We start from the raw sequence: 18744 nt of genomic DNA, 5'->3' as shown, positions 1-18744 counted from the left end.
GAGCCGGCCCGCACCTCCGTGCGGGCCTTAGAAGGCCTCGACCTCGGCGACCCAGGTGTTCCAGGACGACGCAGCGTCCTCGGAGCCGTCGAACACGCGGTTCACGGCGTTCTGGAGCGCGTCGTGGTACTTGAAGTAGTCGGCGTCCTTGTAGGGAGCGACCGACACCGCCGCGGCGCGGTTCGAGAGGATCTCACCGGTGGGCGCGTCGTTGAAGTACTCGTTGGTGGCGGCGGCCAGCTCCTCGCCCTCGAGGGCGTCGATCTGGCTGGGGAAGGTGCCGGCGTTCGCGAACGCCTTCATCTGCGTCTCGGGGCTGGTGAGCCAGTCCGCGAGCTCGAGGGCGGCCTCGACGTTCTCGCCGTCGGCCGGGACGGTCAGGTACGAGCCGCCCCAGTTGCCGCCGCCGTTCGGGAAGACATCGGCGATGTCCCAGCCCTCGACGTCGGGCGCGCTGCCCGAGATGACACCGAGCATCCAGCCCGGGCAGAGCATGGTGGCGAACTCGCCGTTGGCCATCGAGGCGAACCAGTCGTCCGACCACTGGCCCGAGTAGGCCGAGTTGGGGATGGCGCGCTCGGTGACGAGCTTGTAGGCGTCCTCGACCTCGGGGTTGGTCGTCGCGATCGCGGCGCCGTCCTCCTCGGTGTAGGTGTACTCGATCTGGTTCACGATGCCCTGGAGCACCGAGTTGGCCGAGTCGATCATGGGCTTGCCGGTGGCCTCGCGGTACTGGTCCGCGACGTCGAGGAAGTTCTCCCAGTCGCCGTCGAACAGCTCGGCGACGCCCTCGCGGTCGCTCGGCAGGCCTGCGGCCTCGAAGAGGTCGGCGCGGTAGCAGACGCCCTGCGGGCCGATGTCGGTGCCGAAGCCGATGAGGCGGCCGTCGGCGTCGGTCGCCGCGGCTTCCTTCCACTCGAGCCAGCGGCCCTTGACGCTGTCGGGCGCCTCGGCGAGCAGGTCGGAGTACTGCATGGCCTCGGCGAACCAGTCGATCTCGACCGCCTCGATGTCGGCCAGGCCGCCCTTGCCGAGCTTCTGGAAGTAGTTGGCGCGCGCGTCGCCGGACTCCGCGGCGACGTTGTGGACGATGGTGACGTCCGGGTGCTCGTCCATGTACTCCTGGAGGAGCTCGTCGGTGTAGCCGAAGTTGTTGAACGTGGCGAGGGTCAGCTCGATGGGGCCGCCGTCGTCGGATGCGGTGTCGTCGCCCGCGGCGCAGCCGGTGGCGATGAGGGCGAACGATGCGGCGCCTGCGATGGCGGCGATCGCCTTGGTGCGTCGTGAAAGCATCACGGTCACTCCCTTGTGTGCGTGGTTGGTGGGGGGCGCTCGTGAACTCGCTCCACCTGATGGTGAGAGCGCTCTCACGATGCGGTTCCCGATGTTAGGGAGCTTCTCGATGCAATGTCAAGAGAGCGCTCTCACGGTCGGGGTGTCGTAATCGGATCGTGATCTGCGTCGGCGGTGCGTGCGCGGGCGTGCGACTCACGGCGAGGGCCCACCGGTCGCACAGGTGCAGCGGATGCCCCTCCCGGCATCCTCGGAGCCGGCGTGGTTAGCGTGACCGGGTGACCCGATCCCTCCTCACTGCCGCGCTCGCGGCCGCGCTCGCGCTGTGCGCGACCGGCTGCACCGGCATCCCGCCGCTGCCGCCGCAGGCCACCTCGCCGGATGCCGCGGCCTCGGTCCCGCGCGCGGCAGAGACGGCGCAGGCGGGCTCGGCATCGGGCTACGTCGCCGACGAGCCGGCGGACCCGGCCGTGTTGGCGCAACTCGACTACGTGCTCGCATACTGGTCGGACTACAACGACGAGGAGTGGGGCGTGATCGAGGGGACCGACTGCGTGAACTTCGCCAGCCAGTCGCTCGTGGCCCGGGGCTGGGAGCAGGACGCCGACTGGCACCACGGCGGTGCCGCCACGACCTCGAGCCCCGCCTGGCGGAGCTCCACCGCGATGCACGACTGGCTGATGAGCCGCCCCGACCTGGCGACGCCGCTCGGGGACGACCGGCGCGATGAGGTCCAGCTCGGCGACCTCGTCCAGTTCGACTGGGACGGCTCCGGCGACCGCGACCACACCGGCGTCGTGACGCGCATCGAGCGCAACGGCGACGACGTCCGGATCGCGTTCGCCGGCCACACCGCCGACAGCGACTTCCGCGACGTGGACGTCGCGATCACCGAGGAGCACCCCGGCGCCACGGTCCTCTACTGGCGCCTGGCCGGCTGATGGTCGAGGGAACCCAGCCGAGCCCCGAGGTCCAGCGCCGCCGGCTCCTCGTGGCCTCGGTGCTGAGCATCGTGCTGATCGTCGGGTCCTTCGTCGTGCTGTTCGCGACGGGGGCCGGCTCCGGCGGTCCCGACGCGAACGCGGAGACGACGCCCGCGCCATCCGCCGAGGCCACCGCCCAACCCGGCACGGCCCGCCCGTCGCCGGCCGAGACGCCGGCGCCCGAGCCCGTCGTCCCCGCGTTCGACAAGGGAGCCCGGTCGATCGACGACCCGGCCAGCATCTGGGTCGTCGTCGACAAGCTGCGACCGCTGCAGCCCGCAGACTACGAGCCCGCCGACCTCGTGTCCGTCCCGGTGGCGCACACCTGGGAGCCGCTGCTGCGGGCCGAGGCGTCCGACGCCGTCGTCGCCATGTTCGAGGCGGCGTCCCAGGAGGCCGGCCTGGCACTCGCCTCCAACAGCGCCTACCGGTCGTACTCGACGCAGCAGGAGATCTACTCGGGCGACGACGACCTGACCGCTCGGCCCGGTCACAGCGAGCACCAGACGGGGCTCGCGATCGACATCGGCGCCGAATCGGGCGCCTGCTCGCTCGACGTGTGCTTCGCCGACACGCCGGAGGGCCAGTGGCTGCGCGACAACGCGCACCGGTTCGGGTTCGTCCTGCGCTACCCCGCGGACAAGCAGCCGGTGACGGGCTACCAGTTCGAGCCGTGGCACTTCCGGTACGTGGGCGTCGACCTCGCGACCGAGATGCGCAGCCAGGGCATCACGACGCTCGAGGAGTTCTTCGGGCTCCCGCCTGCGCCCGTGTACCCCTGAGCGCTCATCGAGTTCCCAGCGCCCCCGAGGCATCCTCACACCGCCGCATGATGTGATGATCGTGTCCCCCTTAATGACGACACGGAAACCCCCCACCATCGTGCCCCGCAAGACCCTCCTCCCCGCGTTCCGCCGCTCCACCTTCCGCGCCCCCGACCCCGAGGCCGCCGCGCGGTTCGACCCTGCGCTCCCCGGCGCGACCGCCGACGACGAGCGCCAGCCGTCCGACGAGCGCGACGCGATGGCCGACCTGCGCACCGAGTCGATCGAGACCGCCCTCGCGGAGCAGCAGCGACTCGTCGCGGAACGGCTCCTGGCCGAGGCCGCGGCCGACCGCGAGGCGGCGGCGGCCCGGATCGCGCACGATGCCCCCACGGGACCGGCCGTCGCGCGGTCGTCGTTCCTGACCCGCCCCGTCGACGACGACGCGCACCGCCCGCGCCACCCGCGTCACCGTGCCGACCGCATCGGCAACCGGCGCCCGACGAGCGGATCGCGCCGTCCGCTCCTCGTCGGCTGAGCCCTCGCACGCCAGCGGCCATCCGCGCTGCCCGACACCGCCGCCCTCACCGCTCTCACAGCAAGTCGGGGTGAACGTCAACCTCTCGACAATATGATCCGCGCAGGGCGACACTGGCGCCCAGGACGGACGACACGGCCGGCGCGCGCGCCATCCGTGCCGAACGAGGGGAGCACCGTGGGGGTACAGACCGCGCTCGACGCCGTGACGGGAGCGCCGACGCTCGTCGACGCGATGCGCCTGGCCGACGACCTCGCCTTCGAGGCCGGTCGCGACCCCGGGCTGCGCACCGTCCGCGTGCTCGCGCAGGCCTACCAGGGCGACGACGAGCTGACCGCGATCGCGGCGACGCATGCGCTCGCCGGCGTGTTCGATGCCGAGGCCGCGCGACTGCTCGTGAGGCTCCTGTCGGACGAGCGCGCGTACCTCCGCGAGCACGCGGCCTGGGCGCTCGCCTCCGGCCTGCCGCGCCCGGATGCCATGGGCGCGCTGCTCCGCCTCGTCGCCGAGGGGGGCTTCACGGGCATGCTCGCGCAGCGCACGCTGGAGCAGTGGGCCGACGCCGGCTCCGACGCGCTCACCGTCGGCGTCGAGGGCGCGCTGCTCGGCGTCCGCGAGCCCGAGGCGCGGGCGCGGCTCGTGGAGACCCTCGGGCTGGTGCGCGATCCCATCGCGACGTCGGGCCTGGTCCGGGCGGCCACCGACGCATCCGAGCCCGAGCCGGTGCGCATCGCCGCCGTCTCGGCGCTCGGCGATCGCTCCTCCGACGCCGACCTCCCCGGCGTGCTCGAACGCCTCGCCGCCGAGGGCGGGCTCCTCGCCGACGTGGCGCGCCTCGCGCTCGTCGACCTCGACGCCGCCGGCATGCCCGCGCGTGCCTCCGACGACGGCCTCACCGTGGCGCAGCTGTTCCTGCACGCCGACATCGACCCCGGGCTCGAAGCCGCCGGCTCGGGCGACAACGGCGGCATCGCGACGCTGCTCGTGCGGCTCGGCGACGCGCTCGCCGCAGACGGCGGGTCCGGGGTGCGGCGCGTGCTCACGCTCTCCCGCGGGTCGGTGTCGCAGGCGATCGCCGACCTCGCGACCATCCGCTCCTCGCGGGCCGGCCACGTGTACGGCCGGATCCCGCTGCTGCGCGACCCCATGCCGTCGGCCGAGGCCTGGCCGCTGCGCGTCGTCGCGCGCCGCGCCATCCGTCGCGTCCTGCGAGCGGCCGGCGGCGTCGACGTGATGCACCTCCGCATGGCCGACGTCGGGAGCCTCGCCGCGTCGGAGGTCGCCCGCGAGCTCGGCATCCCCGTCGTCTTCTCCCTCGCGCCCGACCCGCACGCCGTCATCGAGTCGCTCGATCGCTCGGGCCGGCTCACCCGCGCCGAGTTCGGCCGCGCCGACCTCGCCGAGCACTTCTGGTTCCGCGCCCGCCTCGTGCAGCGTCTCGCGGCGAACGCGGCCCACACCGTGGTCTTCCCGCGTCCGCGCCTCGAGGAGGACCTGCGCCGCCTCGTCGGCGTCGACCTCTCGACGCACGCCGAGCGGCACACGATCGTGCCCGAGGGCGTCGACCTCGCCACGATCGACGCGGCCGTCGACGAGGCGGCCGCCCACGCGCGGGGCTCCGAGCCGAGTGCCGAGATCGCCGCGCTGAGCGAGCTGGTCGGTGCGCTGCCGGCCGAACGACGCGGGCTCCCGCTCATCGTCTCCGCCGGCCGACTGCACCGGGTCAAGGGCATGGCCGCCCTGGTCGAGGCGTGGGCGGGCAGCGGGCTCGCCGAGCGGGCCAACCTGCTGGTCATCGGCGGCGACCTGCGCCATCCGTCGGCCGACGAGCGCGAGCAGCTCGACCGCATCGAGCGGACCGTCCCCGCAGGCGACCGTGCGAACGCCGGCCTGCTCCTGGCGGGCCACCGGCCGAACGGCGTCACGGCCCGCTGGATGGCCGCCGCGCGGCTCGGCATCCCCGGGCTGGTGGCGCCGGGGGGCGTGTACGCGTGCGCGAGCCTCAAGGAGGAGTTCGGCCTGGCGATCCTCGAGGCCATGGCGTCCGGGCTCCTGGTCGTCGCCCCCGACGGCGGCGGCCCCGCGACGTACCTCGAGGACGGCGTCACCGGGATCCTCACCGCGACGTGGGACCCGGCGCGGCTGCGGTCCGACCTCGGGCGGGCGCTCGACCTCACCGCCGCCGAGGCGGCATCGGGCGACGTCGCCCGCGCCGCGCGTTCCCGGGCGATGGTGCGCGAGCACTACACGATCGAGCGGATGTCGCGAGCCCTCTCCGACGTGTACGACGGCGTCGCGCGCGCCGAGGCCGAGCTGCTCGAGCGCGCGGAGGCGCTCGCATGACCCTCCTCGTGATCAGCCCCGACTACGCGTCCCACCTGCTCCCGCTCGCCACCCTCGCGACGGCCTGGCGCGACCGCGGCGAACGGGTCGTGGTCGCGACCGGGCCGGCCACGGCGGGCATCGTCGAGGAGTTCGGCTTCGAACGCGTCGACCTGCGCCTCGGTCGCGGCAGCAACCCCGGCGTGATCGCCGCCGACCAGCAGCCGGTCGACGAGGGGGCGTCGCTCCGGGGATTCTTCGCCGCCACCAGGGAGGGCGCCGTGCCCACCCTCGCCTACCAGGCGGCCGAACGGCTCACCGACCTGATGTGGCAGCCGGTCGAGGCGGCCCGGGCGACGCAGCGCATCGTCGAGGAGGTCGCGCCCGACCAGGTCATCGTCGACCACCTCGCCTTCAGCGCCCGGCTCGGCCTGCAGACGGCGGGTGTGCCCCACGGCGACGTGGTCCTCGGGCACCCGACGGCGCTTCCGGTCGGCGACGAGGTCTACGGGTTCCCGCCGGCGTGGCCGTCGGCGTTCCGGCCCGACCCGGCGGAGCTCGCCGAACTGCGCGCGCTCTGCGAGCGCGTCGCGGCGGGCTTCACCGACGAGTGGAACCGCGCCGCGCGCGAGCTCGCGCCGTCGCATCCGCCCACCGACGACGCGTTCGCCGAGCACGGACCGCTCGTGCTCTACAACTTCCCGGCCGAGCTCGCCGACGACGAGCGTCGGCCCGTGCTGCCGCCCCACAGGTTCCTGGGGTCGGCGCGTCGCGTGGAGCGCGTCGACGCCGACCTCGAGCGGTGGACGGCCGAGGCGGGTCCGTTCGTGTACCTCAGCTTCGGCAGCTTCCTCTCGGTAAGGGGCGACGTGCTGCGCCGCGTGGTCGACGCGCTCCGGTCCCGCGGCCTGCGCGCCGCGGTCGCGACCGGGTCGACGGATGCCGCGGAGCTCGCCCCGCTGCCCGCCGACTGGCTGGTGCGGCCGTACCTGCCGCAGGTGCGCCTGCTCGAGGCGGCCGCGGCGGCCGTCACGCACGGCGGGAACAACTCGGTGACCGAGGCGATCGGCGCGGGCGTGCCCCTCGTCGTGCTGCCGTTCTCGACCGACCAGTTCGCCGGCGCCGCGTCGATCGAGCGCGCCGGGTTCGGCGTGGCGCTGGATCCCAACGCGGCATCCGTCGACGACCTCGCGGCCGCGCTCGACCGGGTGCTGGAGCTCGAGCCGAGGGCGCGGGCGCGCCTCGACGCGGCCGCCGCGCGGCAGGCCGACCGCCCCGGTCCGGAGCTGGCGTACGAGGCCCTCGCCGAACGCGCCGAGTCGGCCGCCTGACCGGCGGGGCCGGCTCCGTCAGCCCGCGGCCTGGAGCGCCTGGTCGACGATCCGCTTCGCCTCGGCCTGCACCTCCGCGAGGTGCTGCGGGCCCTTGAACGACTCGGCGTAGATCTTGTAGACGTCCTCGGTGCCGCTCGGCCGCGCCGCGAACCAGGCGTGCTCGGTCGCGACCTTCACGCCGCCGACCGCGGCGCCGTTGCCGGGCGCGTTCGAGAGCTTGGCGACGATGGGCTCGCCTGCGAGCTCGGTCGCGGTGATGGCGTCGCCGTCGAGCTTGCCGAGTGCGGCCTTCTGGGCGGCGGAGGCCGCGGCGTCCGTCCGCTCGTACGCCGGGTCGCCGAAGCGCTCGACGAGCTCGGCGTACAGCCGGCTCGGCGACTTGCCCGTCACCGCGCGGATCTCCGAGGCGAGCAGGCACAGCAGGATGCCGTCCTTGTCGGTGGTCCACACCGTGCCGTCCTTGCGGAGGAACGACGCCCCGGCGCTCTCCTCGCCGCCGAAGGCGACCGAGCCGTCGATGAGGCCGGGCACGAACCACTTGAACCCGACCGGCACCTCGACGAGCGTGCGGCCGAGCGCCTCGGCGACCCGGTCGATCATCGAGCTCGAAACGAGCGTCTTGCCGATCGCGGCATCCGCCGGCCAGTCGGGACGGTGGGTGTAGAGGTACTCGATCGCGACGGCGAGGTAGTGGTTCGGGTTCATCAGCCCGGCATCGGGCGTGACGATGCCGTGCCGGTCGGCGTCGGCGTCGTTGCCGGTGAGGATGTCGAACCCCTCGCGGTTGGCCAGCACCGAGGCCATCGCGTTCGCGCTCGACGGGTCCATCCGGATCTTGCCGTCCCAGTCGAGCGTCATGAACGACCAGCGGGTGTCGACCTTCTCGTTCACCACGGTGAGGTCGATGCCGTAGCGGTCGCGGATGGCGCCCCAGTAGCCGACCGACGCGCCGCCGAGGGGGTCGGCGCCGATGCGGATGCCGCTGTCGCGGATCGCGTCGAAGTCGATGATGTGCTGCAGGTCCTCGACGTAGTTCCCGCGGAAGTCGTAGGTCTCCACCGCGCTCGGCTCGGCCTGGTTCACGTCGTGGAGGCCGCCGGCGATGAGCTCGTTCGCCCGGTCGGCGATCCACTTCGTGGCATCCGAGTCGGCCGGGCCGCCGTGCGGCGGGTTGTACTTGATGCCGCCGTCCTGCGGCGGGTTGTGGCTCGGGGTGATCACGATGCCGTCGGCCTCGCCCTCGGCGCGCTTGGCGGGGTCGTTGTTCCATTTCAGGATGGCGTGGCTGAGCGCCGGGGTCGGCACGTAGTCGTCGTACTCGTCGGCGAGCACCCGCACGCCGTTCGCCACGAGCACGTCGAGCGCGGTCGTCTGGGCCGGGCCGCTCAGGCCGTGCGTGTCGGCGCCGATGAACAGCGGGCCCGTGATGCCCTGGCTCGTGCGGTAGTCGACGATCGCCTGCGTGATGGCGAGGATGTGGTCCTCGTTGAACGCGGTGGTGAAGCTGGAGCCGCGGTGACCGGACGTCCCGAACACGACGCGCTGCTCGGGGATCGACACGTCGGGATGCAGGTCCCAGTACGCCCGCTGCAGGGCCTCCACGTCGATCAGGTCGGATTCGGTCGCCGGGGTTCCTGCGCGCTCGTGCATGCCCCCATCCTGCCGCGCCCGTGCCGCTCGCGACACCCCTTGCGCGCCGCGCACGTCTCTCCGGGGCGGGCGCCGGAAGGATGACTCCTGGGGAGGGTGTCGGCTCAGGCGAGGGACTGGAGGGTGGTCGCGATCGCGTGGATGGCCAGGCCCGCGAGCGCGCCCACGACCGTGCCGTTGATCCGGATGACCTGCAGGTCGCGGCCCACCTGGAGTTCGAGCTTCTCGGTGGTCTCGGTCGGGTCCCACCGCTCGACGGTCTCGGTGATGAGCGCCGCGATCTCGTGGCGGCTACGGCCGACGACGTAGGTCGCGGCATCCGTCACCCAGGCGTCGACCTTGGCCGCGAGCTGCGGGTCGGTGGCGAGCCGTGCGCCGAGGTAGACCACCGCCTTCCGCGCGCGCAACCGGAGGTCGCTCTCGGGGTCGTCGAGCGCAGCCGTCAGCGTCTCCTTGATCGACGCCCAGGCCTCCCCGGCGAACTCGCGCAGTCGCGGGCTGTCGGCCAGGTCGTGCTTCAGGCGTTCGACGCGCGCGATGATCGCCGGGTCGTGCTGCAGGTCCTCGGCCAGTTCGGCCAGCCAGCGGTCGATGGCCTGCCGCAGCGGATGGCGCGGGTCCTCCCGCACCGCAGCCACGAAGGCCACCACCTCGCGGTGCGCCCGGTCGTCGACGACGCGGCCGACGAACCCGGGCACCCACCCGGGCAGCCGCTCGGACACCATGCTCCCGAACGCCTCGGGGTGCTCGGCGAGCCACGTCTGCGCGCGCTCGAACACCGCGTCGACGGCGGCCCGCTGCTGGTCGGCGGCCACGAGCCGGGCGCCGACCCGGCCGATCGCCGGGCCCCACTCCGGTTCGAGCAGGTGGCGGCGGGCCAGGCGCTCGATGACGTCGGCCACGTCGTCGTCCTCGAGCAGGGTGATCACGCCGCGGCCGGCGACGGAGGCCTCGGCGACGACCCGCTCGGCGTTGGCGGGCTCGCGCAGCCACTCGCCGGCCCGGCGCGCGAGCGCCATCCGCTCGAGCTTGCCGCGCACGACGTCGTCGCGGAGGAACTCGTCCTGCACGAACGCGCCCAGGGCCGCGCCGATCTCGTCCTTGCGGTTCGGGATGATCGCGGTGTGGGGGATCGGCAGTCCCATCGGCCGCCGGAAGATCGCGGTGACCGCGAACCAGTCGGCGAGGGCGCCGACCATCGCGCCCTCGGCGGCTGCGCGCACGAAGCCGAGCCACGGCACGGCCTCCTGCAGCGCGAACGCGACCGCGAAGACCACCGCGGCGACGAGCAGCAGCGAGGTCGCGAGTCGCTTCATGCGCACGAGCGCGGCGAGGCGCTCGGCGTCGGTCGGCACCGCGCGGCGCCGGGCCGCGGCATCCGTCATCGCACTCATCGCTCGCCACCGTCCCTTTCTCAGGAGTGTTCGCCGCAGACGCCGTGTTTCTCAGGACGCCACGCCGCACCATCCCGCGACCCGCCGAATAACTCCTGAGAAAAGTCCCCGCTCTAGGCTTGGGGCATGACGGATGCCGCGGCGCCACGACCCGACGAGACCTACTCGTACCTCGGGCCGGCCGGCACGTTCACCGAGGCCGCCCTGAAGCAGGTGCCCGAGGCGGCGGGCAAGCACTGGCGCAGCGTCAACAACGTCGGCGAGGCGCTCGCCGACGTGGTCGACGGCCGCTCGACGGCGGCGATGATCGCGATCGAGAACTCGGTCGACGGCGGCGTGACCGCCACGCAGGACGCGCTCGCCACCGTGCCCGGCCTGCGGATCGTGGGCGAGTACCTCGTGCCCGTCAACTTCGTGCTCGTCGCCCGACCCGGCACCCGCCTCGACGAGGTGCGCGTGGTCAACGCCCACCCCGTCGCGTACGCGCAGTCGCGGGGCTGGCTCGAGCGGACCCTGCCCGACCACGCCCACATGCCGGCGACGAGCAACGTCCAGGCGGCGGCCAGCCTCTTCGAGAACGGCCTCGCGGATGCCGCAGTCGCACCGCCCGGCATCGTCGACCACCTCGACGTCGACGTGCTCGCCGAGTCGATCGGCGACAACCCGAACGCGATGACCAGGTTCGTGCTGGTCAGCCGCTCGCGGCGGATCGCGCCGCCCACGGGCGCCGACAAGACGAGCCTCATCGTCGAGCTCCCCGATGACGAGCCCGGCTCGCTGCTGGCCATGCTCGAGCAGTTCTCGACCCGGGGCGTGAACCTGTCGCTGCTGCAGTCGCGCCCGATCGGCGACGAGATGGGCCGCTACCGGTTCGTCGTCGACCTCGAGGGGCACGTCGAGGACGAGCGCGTCGCCGACGCCCTGCTCGGCCTCCGCCGGTTCAGCCCCAAGGTGATCTTCCTCGGCTCGTACGCGCGCGCCGACCGGCGCGAGGCGCAGTACCACTCCAAGTACGAGGACGAGATCTTCATCGAGGCGCGCGACTGGCTGCGCGGCATCCTGAGCGGCGAGCCCGAGGAGGACTGAGCCGCTACCGCTCGGACGACCCGGCCGAGCCGCCCGATTCGCCGGACGACTCCTCGGCGGCCTCCTGGCCGGGATCCTCGAGCTGCGCCGTCATCTCGTCGAGCTCGAGCGCCGCCGTCTCGGACGGCTGCGCGTCGTCGGCCTGCTCGGAGGCACGCTCGGGCGGGTCCGAGGTGGCCGCAGCGGCGACCGTCTCCTCCGAGGCGGCGCCGATCGCGTTCGGGTCGACGCGGACCACGAGCGCCTCGGGGTCGATGGAGAACCGCGCGGCGGTGATCTCGCCGCGCTCCTCGCCGTCGATCTCGAACTCCTGGGGCTCGCCGTCGATCACGATGTCGACGGTCCTGCCGCTGGCGTAGACGATCTCGCGGCGCTTGTTGCCGCCCGTGAGGTCGATGAGCTGACGGCCGAGCGCGCTCTTGCGCAGCACCCGGTTCTCCCAGGCGACCTTCCGCCACACCACGAGCCAGCCCCAGAAGTTGCGCGGCTGGAGGCGCACCACGTCGAGGCGGCCGTCGTCGATCGCCGCCTCGGGGATCAGCTCGAGGTTGCCGGGCAGGTACCCGAGGTTCGCGATGAGCATGCTCGACACGCGCGACCGGTGCGCCCGTCCGTCGTCGATCCGGTGCGAGATGCGGAACGGCGCCGAGTTCGGGATGGCGCGGATGCCCGCGTCGACGTAGGCGAGCCATCCGACGCGCTTCTTGAGGTCGGGGTCGGTCGCGGCGATCATCGCGGCGTCGAAGCCGATGCCGCTCATCACGAGCGAGACCTCGGTCTCGACGGAGTCGTCGGCACGGCGGACCCGGGCGCGGAGCACGTCGACCGCCCGGTCGACGCCCTCGAAGGCGAGGGCCGCGGCGGCGGGGATGTCGTTGACGGGGATGCCGAGGTTGCGCGCGAACAGGTTGCCCGTGCCGAGCGGGATGAGGCCGACCGGGGTCCGGTCGCCCTCGAGGCCCTCGGCGACGGCGCGCACGGTGCCGTCGCCGCCCGCGGCGATGACGAGGTCGACGCCCTTCCCGATCGCCTCGCGCGCCTGGCCGGTGCCGGGGTCCTCCTCGCTGGTCTCGATCCAGTCCGTCGGGCCGAAGCCGTGGGACTGCTCGAGATCGGTCATGACCGTTCGCAGCTCCTCGACGCCCTCCTTGACCGGGTTGAAGATCACCGCGGCGCGCTTGGGGCCGCCTCCGGCATCCGTCACGTGCTCGTCGCCTGCGCTCATGCGTTGAATCTAGGGCATCCGGGCTCCGCGGGGGCCGTGAGCGCGGGGGCTGGACGGCCGGACCGGCGGCGACGGATGCCGCGACTACACTTGCACGGGTGATCGACCCCGTGCTGCTCCGCGAGAACCCGGACCTGGTCAAGCGCTCGCAGGAGGCGCGCGGCGAATCCGTCGCGCTCGTCGACGAGGCCGTGGCCGCGGATGCCGCGCGCCGCTCCGCGATCTCCTCCTTCGAGACGCTCCGCGCGGAGCAGAACGCGTTCGGCAAGCAGGTCGCCAGGGCTCCCAAGGAGGAGAAGGCCGCGCTGGTCGCGCAGGCCCAGGAGCTCGCCGCACGGGTGAAGCAGGCGAACGCCGACGCGAGCGCCGCCGAGGAGGCCTTCGCCGACGCCGTGCGGCGGATCGGCAACGTGGTCGTCGAGGGGGTGCCCGCGGGCGGCGAGGAGGACTTCGAGATCCTCCGCGAGGTCGGTGAGATCCCCGCCTTCGCCTTCGAGCCGCGCGACCACCTCGAGATCGGCGAGCTGCTCGACGCGATCGACATGCCGCGCGGGGCGAAGGTGTCCGGTGCGCGCTTCCACTTCCTCAAGGGCGTCGGCGCCCGCCTGCAGCTGGGGCTCATGAACATGGGCCTCGACAAGGCGATCGGCAACGGCTTCACGCCGCTCATCACGCCCACGCTGGTGCGCCCCGAGGTCATGCAGGGCACCGGGTTCCTCGGCGCGCACGCCGAGGAGGTCTACCACCTGCCGGCCGACGACCTCTACCTGACGGGCACGAGCGAGGTCGCGCTCGCCGGGTACCACGCCGACGAGATCCTCGACCTCTCCGCCGGCCCGATCCGCTACGCGGGCTGGTCGACCTGCTACCGCCGCGAGGCCGGCAGCCACGGCAAGGACACGCGCGGCATCATCCGCGTCCACCAGTTCGACAAGCTCGAGATGTTCTCGTACTGCGACCCGGCCGACGCCGAGGTCGAGCACGAGCGGCTCCTCGCCTGGCAGGAGGAGATGCTGCAGGCGCTCGGGCTCGCCTACCGCGTGATCGACGTCGCCGCGGGCGACCTCGGATCGAGCGCGGCCCGGAAGTACGACGTCGAGGCGTGGGTGCCCACGCAGCAGGCCTACCGCGAGCTCACGTCGACCTCGAACTGCACGACCTACCAGGCGCGCCGCCTCGACATCCGCCACCGCACCGAGAGCGGGAGGACGTCGCCCGTGGCGACGCTGAACGGCACGCTCGCGACCACGCGCTGGATCGTGGCGATCCTCGAGACGCACCAGCAGGAGGACGGCTCGGTCGTCGTGCCCGAGGGCCTGCGCGGTTACCTCGGCGGCCTCGAGGTGCTCCGCCCCGTCGAGCGATGAGCGAGCGGATGCCGCAGGCGGGCCCGGCGGCCGAGACGGAGCCGGACCGCTGGTTCGTCGCGCTCGACGTCGACGGCACCGTGATGCACGAGGACGAGACCATCGACCCGCGCGTGGCCGACGCAGTCGCATCCGCCGTCGCCCGCGGGCACCGCGTGACCCTCGCCACCGGTCGCTCGTGGTCCACGACGAAGCCCGTGCTCGAGCACCTGGAACTCGACCCCGAGTTCGTCGTGTGCGCGAACGGCGCCATGACGATGCGCCGCGACCCGTCAGCGCCGGAGGGATGGGTGCAGGCGCACGTCGAGACGTTCGACGCCACGCCGGTGCTGCGCAAGATCCGCGAGGCGCTGCCGAGCGGCCGGTTCCTCGTCGAGCTCGCCGACGGCTACCGGCTGTTCACCGAGGGGATGACGGACTGGAACCTCGAGCGCGCGCGCCAGGTCGAGTTCGAGGAGATGCTCGGGCAGCGCGCGATCCGCGTCGTCGCCACGTCGGTCGACCACGAGCTCGACGAGTTCTTCGGGATCGTCGACGAGATGGGCCTGAACCACGTGAGCTACGCGATCGGCTGGACGGCCTGGCTCGACATCGCCCCCGACGGGGTCAACAAGGCGACCGCGCTCGAGCGCGTCCGCGGCTGGATGGGCGTGCCGCTGCGCCGGGTCATCGCGGTCGGCGACGGGCGCAACGACATCGAGATGTTCCACTGGGCGAAGGCGGCCGGTCGCGCCGTCGCGATGGGCCAGGCGCCGTCCGAGGTGATCCGGGCCGCAGGCGAGGCGACCGGCAGCATCGAGGAGGCCGGCCTGGCCGCCGTGCTCGACACGCTGCCCTGACGCCCTGACGCGCGCCTGCGCGGGTAGGATCGGCCGCGGGGGAGCACGCGGATGGGCGATCGGGAACCGGGCCCGCACGACGAGGCGGAGCACGAGGACGCGACGGCGGAGACGACCGGCGGCGCGGCGTCGGACGAGCGCGCCGACCGCGGCGAGCCCGCGCCCGACGATCCACTCCCGGACGAGCCCGCCGCGGACGAACCCGTGCCGGACGAGTCCGCGCCGGACGAGCCTGCGGCCGACGAACCCGCGCCGGAGGCGACCGCGGACGCGTCGTCCGACGTCGGGCTGCCGCCGCCCCCGGCCGAGGGCGGCATGGCCGCGCCCGTGCTCGGCGACGCGCGCGTTCCGCCGGCGCGTCACGGCCGCCTGACCAGGCGCTCGGCCGCGAAGGCCGTCGCGAAGGGCCTGGGAGCGGCCGTCGCGATCGCGGCGATCAGCGCGACCGCGGTCGGCGCGTACGCCGTCGGCAACCTCGTGCGCGAGGTGCAGCCGGGCGTGGTCTTCGAGAGCGAGGAGATCCTCGCCGACGTGCCCGACATCGGCGCGATGGAGGGCGGCCTCAACTTCCTCCTGGTGGGCAGCGACAAGCGCCCCGCGGACGGTTCCTTCGGCGATCCGGAACTCGACTCGGCCGAGCTCAACGACGTCACGATGCTCCTGCACATCTCCCAGGACCACTCCCACGTCGAGGTCGTGAGCTTCCCCCGCGACATGCTGGTCGACGTGCCGGAGTGCGCCGACCCCGAGGACCCCGCGAACACGCTCTCCGCCGGATACGGCGTCAAGCTCAACCAGGTGCTCTCGTGGGGCGGCCTGTCGTGCGTCGGCCGAACGATCGAGGAGCTCACGGGCGTATCGATCCCGGTCGGCGGCATCGTGCAGTTCAAGGGCGTCGCCGCGCTCTCGGAGGCGGTCGGCGGGGTCGAGGTGTGCCTGGTCGACCCCATCGACGACGCCCGCTCCGGCCTGCAGCTCGAGGCCGGCCGGCACACCATCTCCGGGTACACCGCCCTCGCGTTCCTCCGGACGCGGCACGCGGTCGGCGACGGCAGCGACCTCGGCCGCATCTCGTCGCAGCAGACCTTCCTCGCCTCGCTCGCGCGCACCCTGCAGTCGAGCGGCACCCTGGGCGATCCGGTGAAGCTCTACGGCATCGCCCAGGTCGTGCTGCAGAACATGACCCTGTCGACGTCCCTCCAGGACCCGGTGCGGCTGGTCACGATCGCGCGCACCCTGCAGGACGTCGACCTCGAGAAGATCGCGTTCATCCAGTACCCGACCGCCTACACGTGGGACTCCTCGGCGGTCGAGCCGACCGCGTCGGCCGAGATCGTCAACCGGGCGCTGCAGGCCGACGAGCCGGTCGTGTTCGACCCGAACGCGACGAGCGACGCGTCGTACGGCACGGTCGCCGCCGATCCGACGACGACGGATGCCGCGACGATGCCGCCCGCATCCGACCCCGCGGCCACTCCCGGCGCCACCGCCCCGGCCACCACGGCGCCCGCGGAGCAGCTGCCGCAGGACGTGACGGGACTCACCGCCGACGAGGAGCGCTGCACCACGGCGAACCCGGGCTGATCAGGCCTGGAGCGGCTGCGAGGCATCCGTCCCAGCGCTCCCACAGGCGCGGGGTGGCAGGCTTTCCGGAGTGCGTGTCGGCTAGAATCGGGGCCTGTCCGCCACCCGGTGCCGCCCAGCGGTCGCCGCGGCGTGACGAGGAGGGCTGTCCGAGCGGCCGATGGAGCCGGTCTTGAAAACCGGTGGGCAGCAATGCCTCGTGGGTTCGAATCCCACGCCCTCCGCACCGCAGCCCCCGACCCGACCCATGCCGACGAGCCGAGAGGAGACCTCCGGAGTGAGCCGCCAGAACCCCGCAGCGCGCGGCGCCGACGCACCCCCCGCGATCGCCCGCCACGGCCGTCTCCGCCGCCACGGCGTCTGGTCGACCGTCGCGAAGGCCACCGCGTCGGTGCTGGCCGTGGTCCTCGCCTCGGGAACGGCCGTCGCCGCCTACGCGGCGTTCGACCTCGCGGCCACGGCCAAGCCGAGCATCGAGCTCGGCAACGAGGCCGCGCTCGCCGGCATCCCGGACGTGGGTGCGATCGAGGGCGGCGTCAACCTGCTCCTCATCGGCAGCGACAGCCGCGAGGGCCAGGGCGACGGGTTCGGCGACCCCGACCTCGAGACCAGCGTGCTCAACGACGTGAACCTGCTCCTGCACATCTCGCAGGACCACACGCACGCGTCGGTCGTGAGCTTCCCGCGCGACATGCTGGTCGACATCCCCGCCGGCTGCACCGACCCCGACACCGGCGAGGAGCTCTGGGAGCAGTACGGGGTGAAGATCAACTCGGTCCTCGACTACGGCGGCATGCCCTGCGTGGTGAAGACCGTGGAGAGCCTCACCGGCACCACCATCCCGTTCGCGGGCATCGTGCAGTTCATGGGCGCGGCCGCGATCTCGGAGGCCGTCGGCGGGGTCGAGGTGTGCGTGGCGGATCCCATCGAGGACGAGCACACCGACCTCTACCTCGAGGCCGGCACGCACGAGCTCTCAGGCCTGCGGGCCCTCCAGTTCCTCCGCACCCGCTACGGCGTGGGCGACGGCTCCGACCTCGGCCGCATCTCGAACCAGCAGGTGTTCATGTCGGCTCTGGCACGAGAGCTGCAGTCGAACGGCACGCTCACCGACCCGGGCAAGATGTACTCGATCGCGAAGGCCGCGCTCGACAACATGCAGCTGTCGAACTCGCTGGCCGACCCGACCAAGATGGTGTCGATCGCCAAGGCTGCGAAGGACATCGACCTGGCGAAGATCAACTTCGTCGCCTACCCGACCGGATACGCCGGCGACGACCTGATCCCGACCGACTCGGCGCTGCTCGTGAACGACGCGCTCCAGCAGGACGTGCCGATCGTGCTCGATCCGACCGCCCTCGACGACACGTCGTACGCGTCGGCGAGCACCACGACGCCCGCGCCGGAGACGGCGCCCGCGCCCGCCGCGGAGAGCGAGCCGGCCGAGGGCGAGGCAGCCGACGCGGGTGCGACCCCCGCCCCGACCGCGGAGCCCCTCCCGACCGACGTGAAGGGCCAGACCGCGGCCGACACCCGATGCTCGGCCGGGCGCACGCTCGCGGACCAGTAGCGCCCGTCGCGCGGCATCCGCTCGCCCGAATCGTCTTTCGAACGGATGGCGGTTATGATGGCAGTCGCGTTCGCCTTCGGGTGTCCGCGAGGAGACGTCGCATAGTCCGGTCGAGTGCACCACCCTGCTAAGGTGGAGTCCCCGTAAGGGGACCGCGGGTTCAAATCCCGCCGTCTCCGCTCGATGAGAGGCCGCCCCGCAGGGCGGCCATCGTCGTTCCCGGCGACGTTCGCGTGCGACGTCGGAATGGCAGGATCCGCCCGCTCATCGGCGGTTCCCCATCGGTTCGGTCGCGTAGGATCCCTCTGTTCCACAAGACAAGGGGAGTTGCACACATGCGACGTTTCACCATGCCCGCTGCGCTGGTCATCGCCGGCGCGCTGGCGCTCACGGGCTGCACCGCACAGGACGGCGAGAACGCGGGCGCGGCCGCCGGATCGGCCTGCCAGACGGTCGCGACCGGGATCCGCGACATCTCGAACGGCATCCAGAACAACCTGGCGTCGGCCTCGGCCGAGACCCGCGACGACGTCGAGGGCTACCTCTCCGACGCCGCCGACCGCGTCGACGCGTTCGCCGCCGAGATCGAGGACTCCGAGTTCGCCGCGGCGGTCGAGGAGTTCGCCGCCGAGGTCGAGGCGTCGGCCGAGTACGTGGGCGACCTGCCGGAGGACGACGCCGAGGAGCAGGACGCCGAGGCGCTCGCCGAGCGGCAGACCGCCCTCCAGGAGGCCGCGGCCGACGTCCGCGAGGCCTGCTCGCCCGACGAGGAGTAGCCGGCATCCTACCCGCGCG

At 73.0% G+C, this 18744-nt stretch carries 15 protein-coding genes and 2 tRNA genes; 13 read left to right on the top strand and 4 right to left on the bottom strand.

Going from position 1 to position 18744, the window contains the following annotated elements; translation table 11 throughout:
• Positions 1-27: 27 nt before the first annotated feature.
• A complete protein-coding gene (locus ACUY4T_RS14020) occupies positions 28-1293 on the bottom strand; it encodes an ABC transporter substrate-binding protein (protein ID WP_446019595.1) in 1266 nt (421 codons plus the stop codon).
• Positions 1294-1571: 278 nt separating this feature from the next.
• On the opposite strand from ACUY4T_RS14020, the gene ACUY4T_RS14015 reads away from it, so the two are divergent.
• From ACUY4T_RS14015 to ACUY4T_RS13995, 5 genes are all read left to right on the top strand, one after another.
• The gene (locus ACUY4T_RS14015) at positions 1572-2234 is read left to right on the top strand and encodes an amidase domain-containing protein (protein ID WP_446019582.1); all 663 of its coding nucleotides are present in this window, start codon (positions 1572-1574) and stop codon (positions 2232-2234) included.
• Positions 2234-3058 carry a D-alanyl-D-alanine carboxypeptidase family protein gene (locus ACUY4T_RS14010; RefSeq protein WP_446019581.1) on the top strand — a complete coding sequence of 275 codons (825 nt, stop codon included), beginning with the start codon at positions 2234-2236 and terminating at the stop codon, positions 3056-3058. Before ACUY4T_RS14015 ends, ACUY4T_RS14010 begins: the two co-directional genes overlap by 1 nt.
• A 73-nt stretch (positions 3059-3131) precedes the next feature.
• Positions 3132-3578, top strand: coding sequence for a hypothetical protein (locus ACUY4T_RS14005; RefSeq protein ID WP_446019580.1), 447 nt, complete (start codon positions 3132-3134; stop codon positions 3576-3578).
• Positions 3579-3755: 177 nt separating this feature from the next.
• Positions 3756-5921 carry a glycosyltransferase gene (locus ACUY4T_RS14000; RefSeq protein WP_446019579.1) on the top strand — a complete coding sequence of 722 codons (2166 nt, stop codon included), beginning with the start codon at positions 3756-3758 and terminating at the stop codon, positions 5919-5921.
• Entirely contained in the window at positions 5918-7231 is a 1314-nt protein-coding gene (locus ACUY4T_RS13995) for a nucleotide disphospho-sugar-binding domain-containing protein (RefSeq protein WP_446019578.1), read from the top strand. Before ACUY4T_RS14000 ends, ACUY4T_RS13995 begins: the two co-directional genes overlap by 4 nt.
• 18 nt (positions 7232-7249) lie before the next feature.
• On the opposite strand, the gene pgm is transcribed toward ACUY4T_RS13995, so the two are convergent.
• Both pgm and ACUY4T_RS13985 read right to left on the bottom strand, forming a co-directional pair.
• Positions 7250-8884 carry a phosphoglucomutase (alpha-D-glucose-1,6-bisphosphate-dependent) gene (gene pgm, locus ACUY4T_RS13990; protein ID WP_446019577.1) on the bottom strand — a complete coding sequence of 545 codons (1635 nt, stop codon included), beginning with the start codon at positions 8882-8884 and terminating at the stop codon, positions 7250-7252.
• 104 nt (positions 8885-8988) lie between these two features.
• Positions 8989-10278, bottom strand: a complete 1290-nt coding sequence (locus ACUY4T_RS13985) for a DUF445 domain-containing protein (protein ID WP_446019576.1) — start codon at positions 10276-10278, stop codon at positions 8989-8991.
• 126 nt (positions 10279-10404) lie between these two features.
• Between ACUY4T_RS13985 and pheA the strand changes: the two genes are divergently transcribed.
• A complete protein-coding gene (pheA, locus tag ACUY4T_RS13980) occupies positions 10405-11364 on the top strand; it encodes a prephenate dehydratase (RefSeq protein ID WP_446019575.1) in 960 nt (319 codons plus the stop codon).
• A 4-nt stretch (positions 11365-11368) separates the two neighbouring features.
• Here the strand turns inward: pheA and ACUY4T_RS13975 are convergent, their stop codons facing one another.
• On the bottom strand, positions 11369-12589 hold the full coding sequence (locus ACUY4T_RS13975; RefSeq protein ID WP_446019574.1) for a diacylglycerol/lipid kinase family protein: 1221 nt from the start codon (positions 12587-12589) through the stop codon (positions 11369-11371).
• Positions 12590-12687: 98 nt separating this feature from the next.
• Between ACUY4T_RS13975 and serS the strand changes: the two genes are divergently transcribed.
• The 7 genes from serS (at position 12688) to ACUY4T_RS13940 (ending at position 18725) form a co-directional block, all read left to right on the top strand.
• Positions 12688-13956 (top strand): serine--tRNA ligase, encoded by a 1269-nt coding sequence (gene serS, locus ACUY4T_RS13970; protein WP_446019573.1) that lies wholly within the window; start codon positions 12688-12690, stop codon positions 13954-13956.
• An 8-nt stretch (positions 13957-13964) separates the two neighbouring features.
• Positions 13965-14795: an HAD family hydrolase gene (locus tag ACUY4T_RS13965; protein ID WP_446019572.1), complete on the top strand. Its 831-nt coding sequence runs from the start codon at positions 13965-13967 to the stop codon at positions 14793-14795.
• Between the two features lie 51 nt (positions 14796-14846).
• Complete coding sequence (locus tag ACUY4T_RS13960) at positions 14847-16379, top strand: LCP family protein (RefSeq protein ID WP_446019571.1); 1533 nt, start codon at positions 14847-14849, stop codon at positions 16377-16379.
• A gap of 139 nt (positions 16380-16518) precedes the next feature.
• Positions 16519-16603: transfer RNA gene (locus tag ACUY4T_RS13955), tRNA-Ser, on the top strand.
• A gap of 53 nt (positions 16604-16656) precedes the next feature.
• On the top strand, positions 16657-17949 hold the full coding sequence (locus ACUY4T_RS13950; protein ID WP_446019570.1) for an LCP family protein: 1293 nt from the start codon (positions 16657-16659) through the stop codon (positions 17947-17949).
• 90 nt (positions 17950-18039) lie between these two features.
• Positions 18040-18128 (top strand) — tRNA-Ser (locus ACUY4T_RS13945).
• Positions 18129-18284: 156 nt separating this feature from the next.
• On the top strand, positions 18285-18725 hold the full coding sequence (locus ACUY4T_RS13940) for a hypothetical protein (protein ID WP_446019569.1): 441 nt from the start codon (positions 18285-18287) through the stop codon (positions 18723-18725).
• Positions 18726-18744: the final 19 nt, after the last annotated feature.

It is taken from the genome of Agromyces arachidis (genome assembly GCF_052805135.1).
The sequence above is the reverse complement of the archived record's forward strand: the minus strand, read 5'-3'. Positions and strand labels throughout refer to the sequence as shown.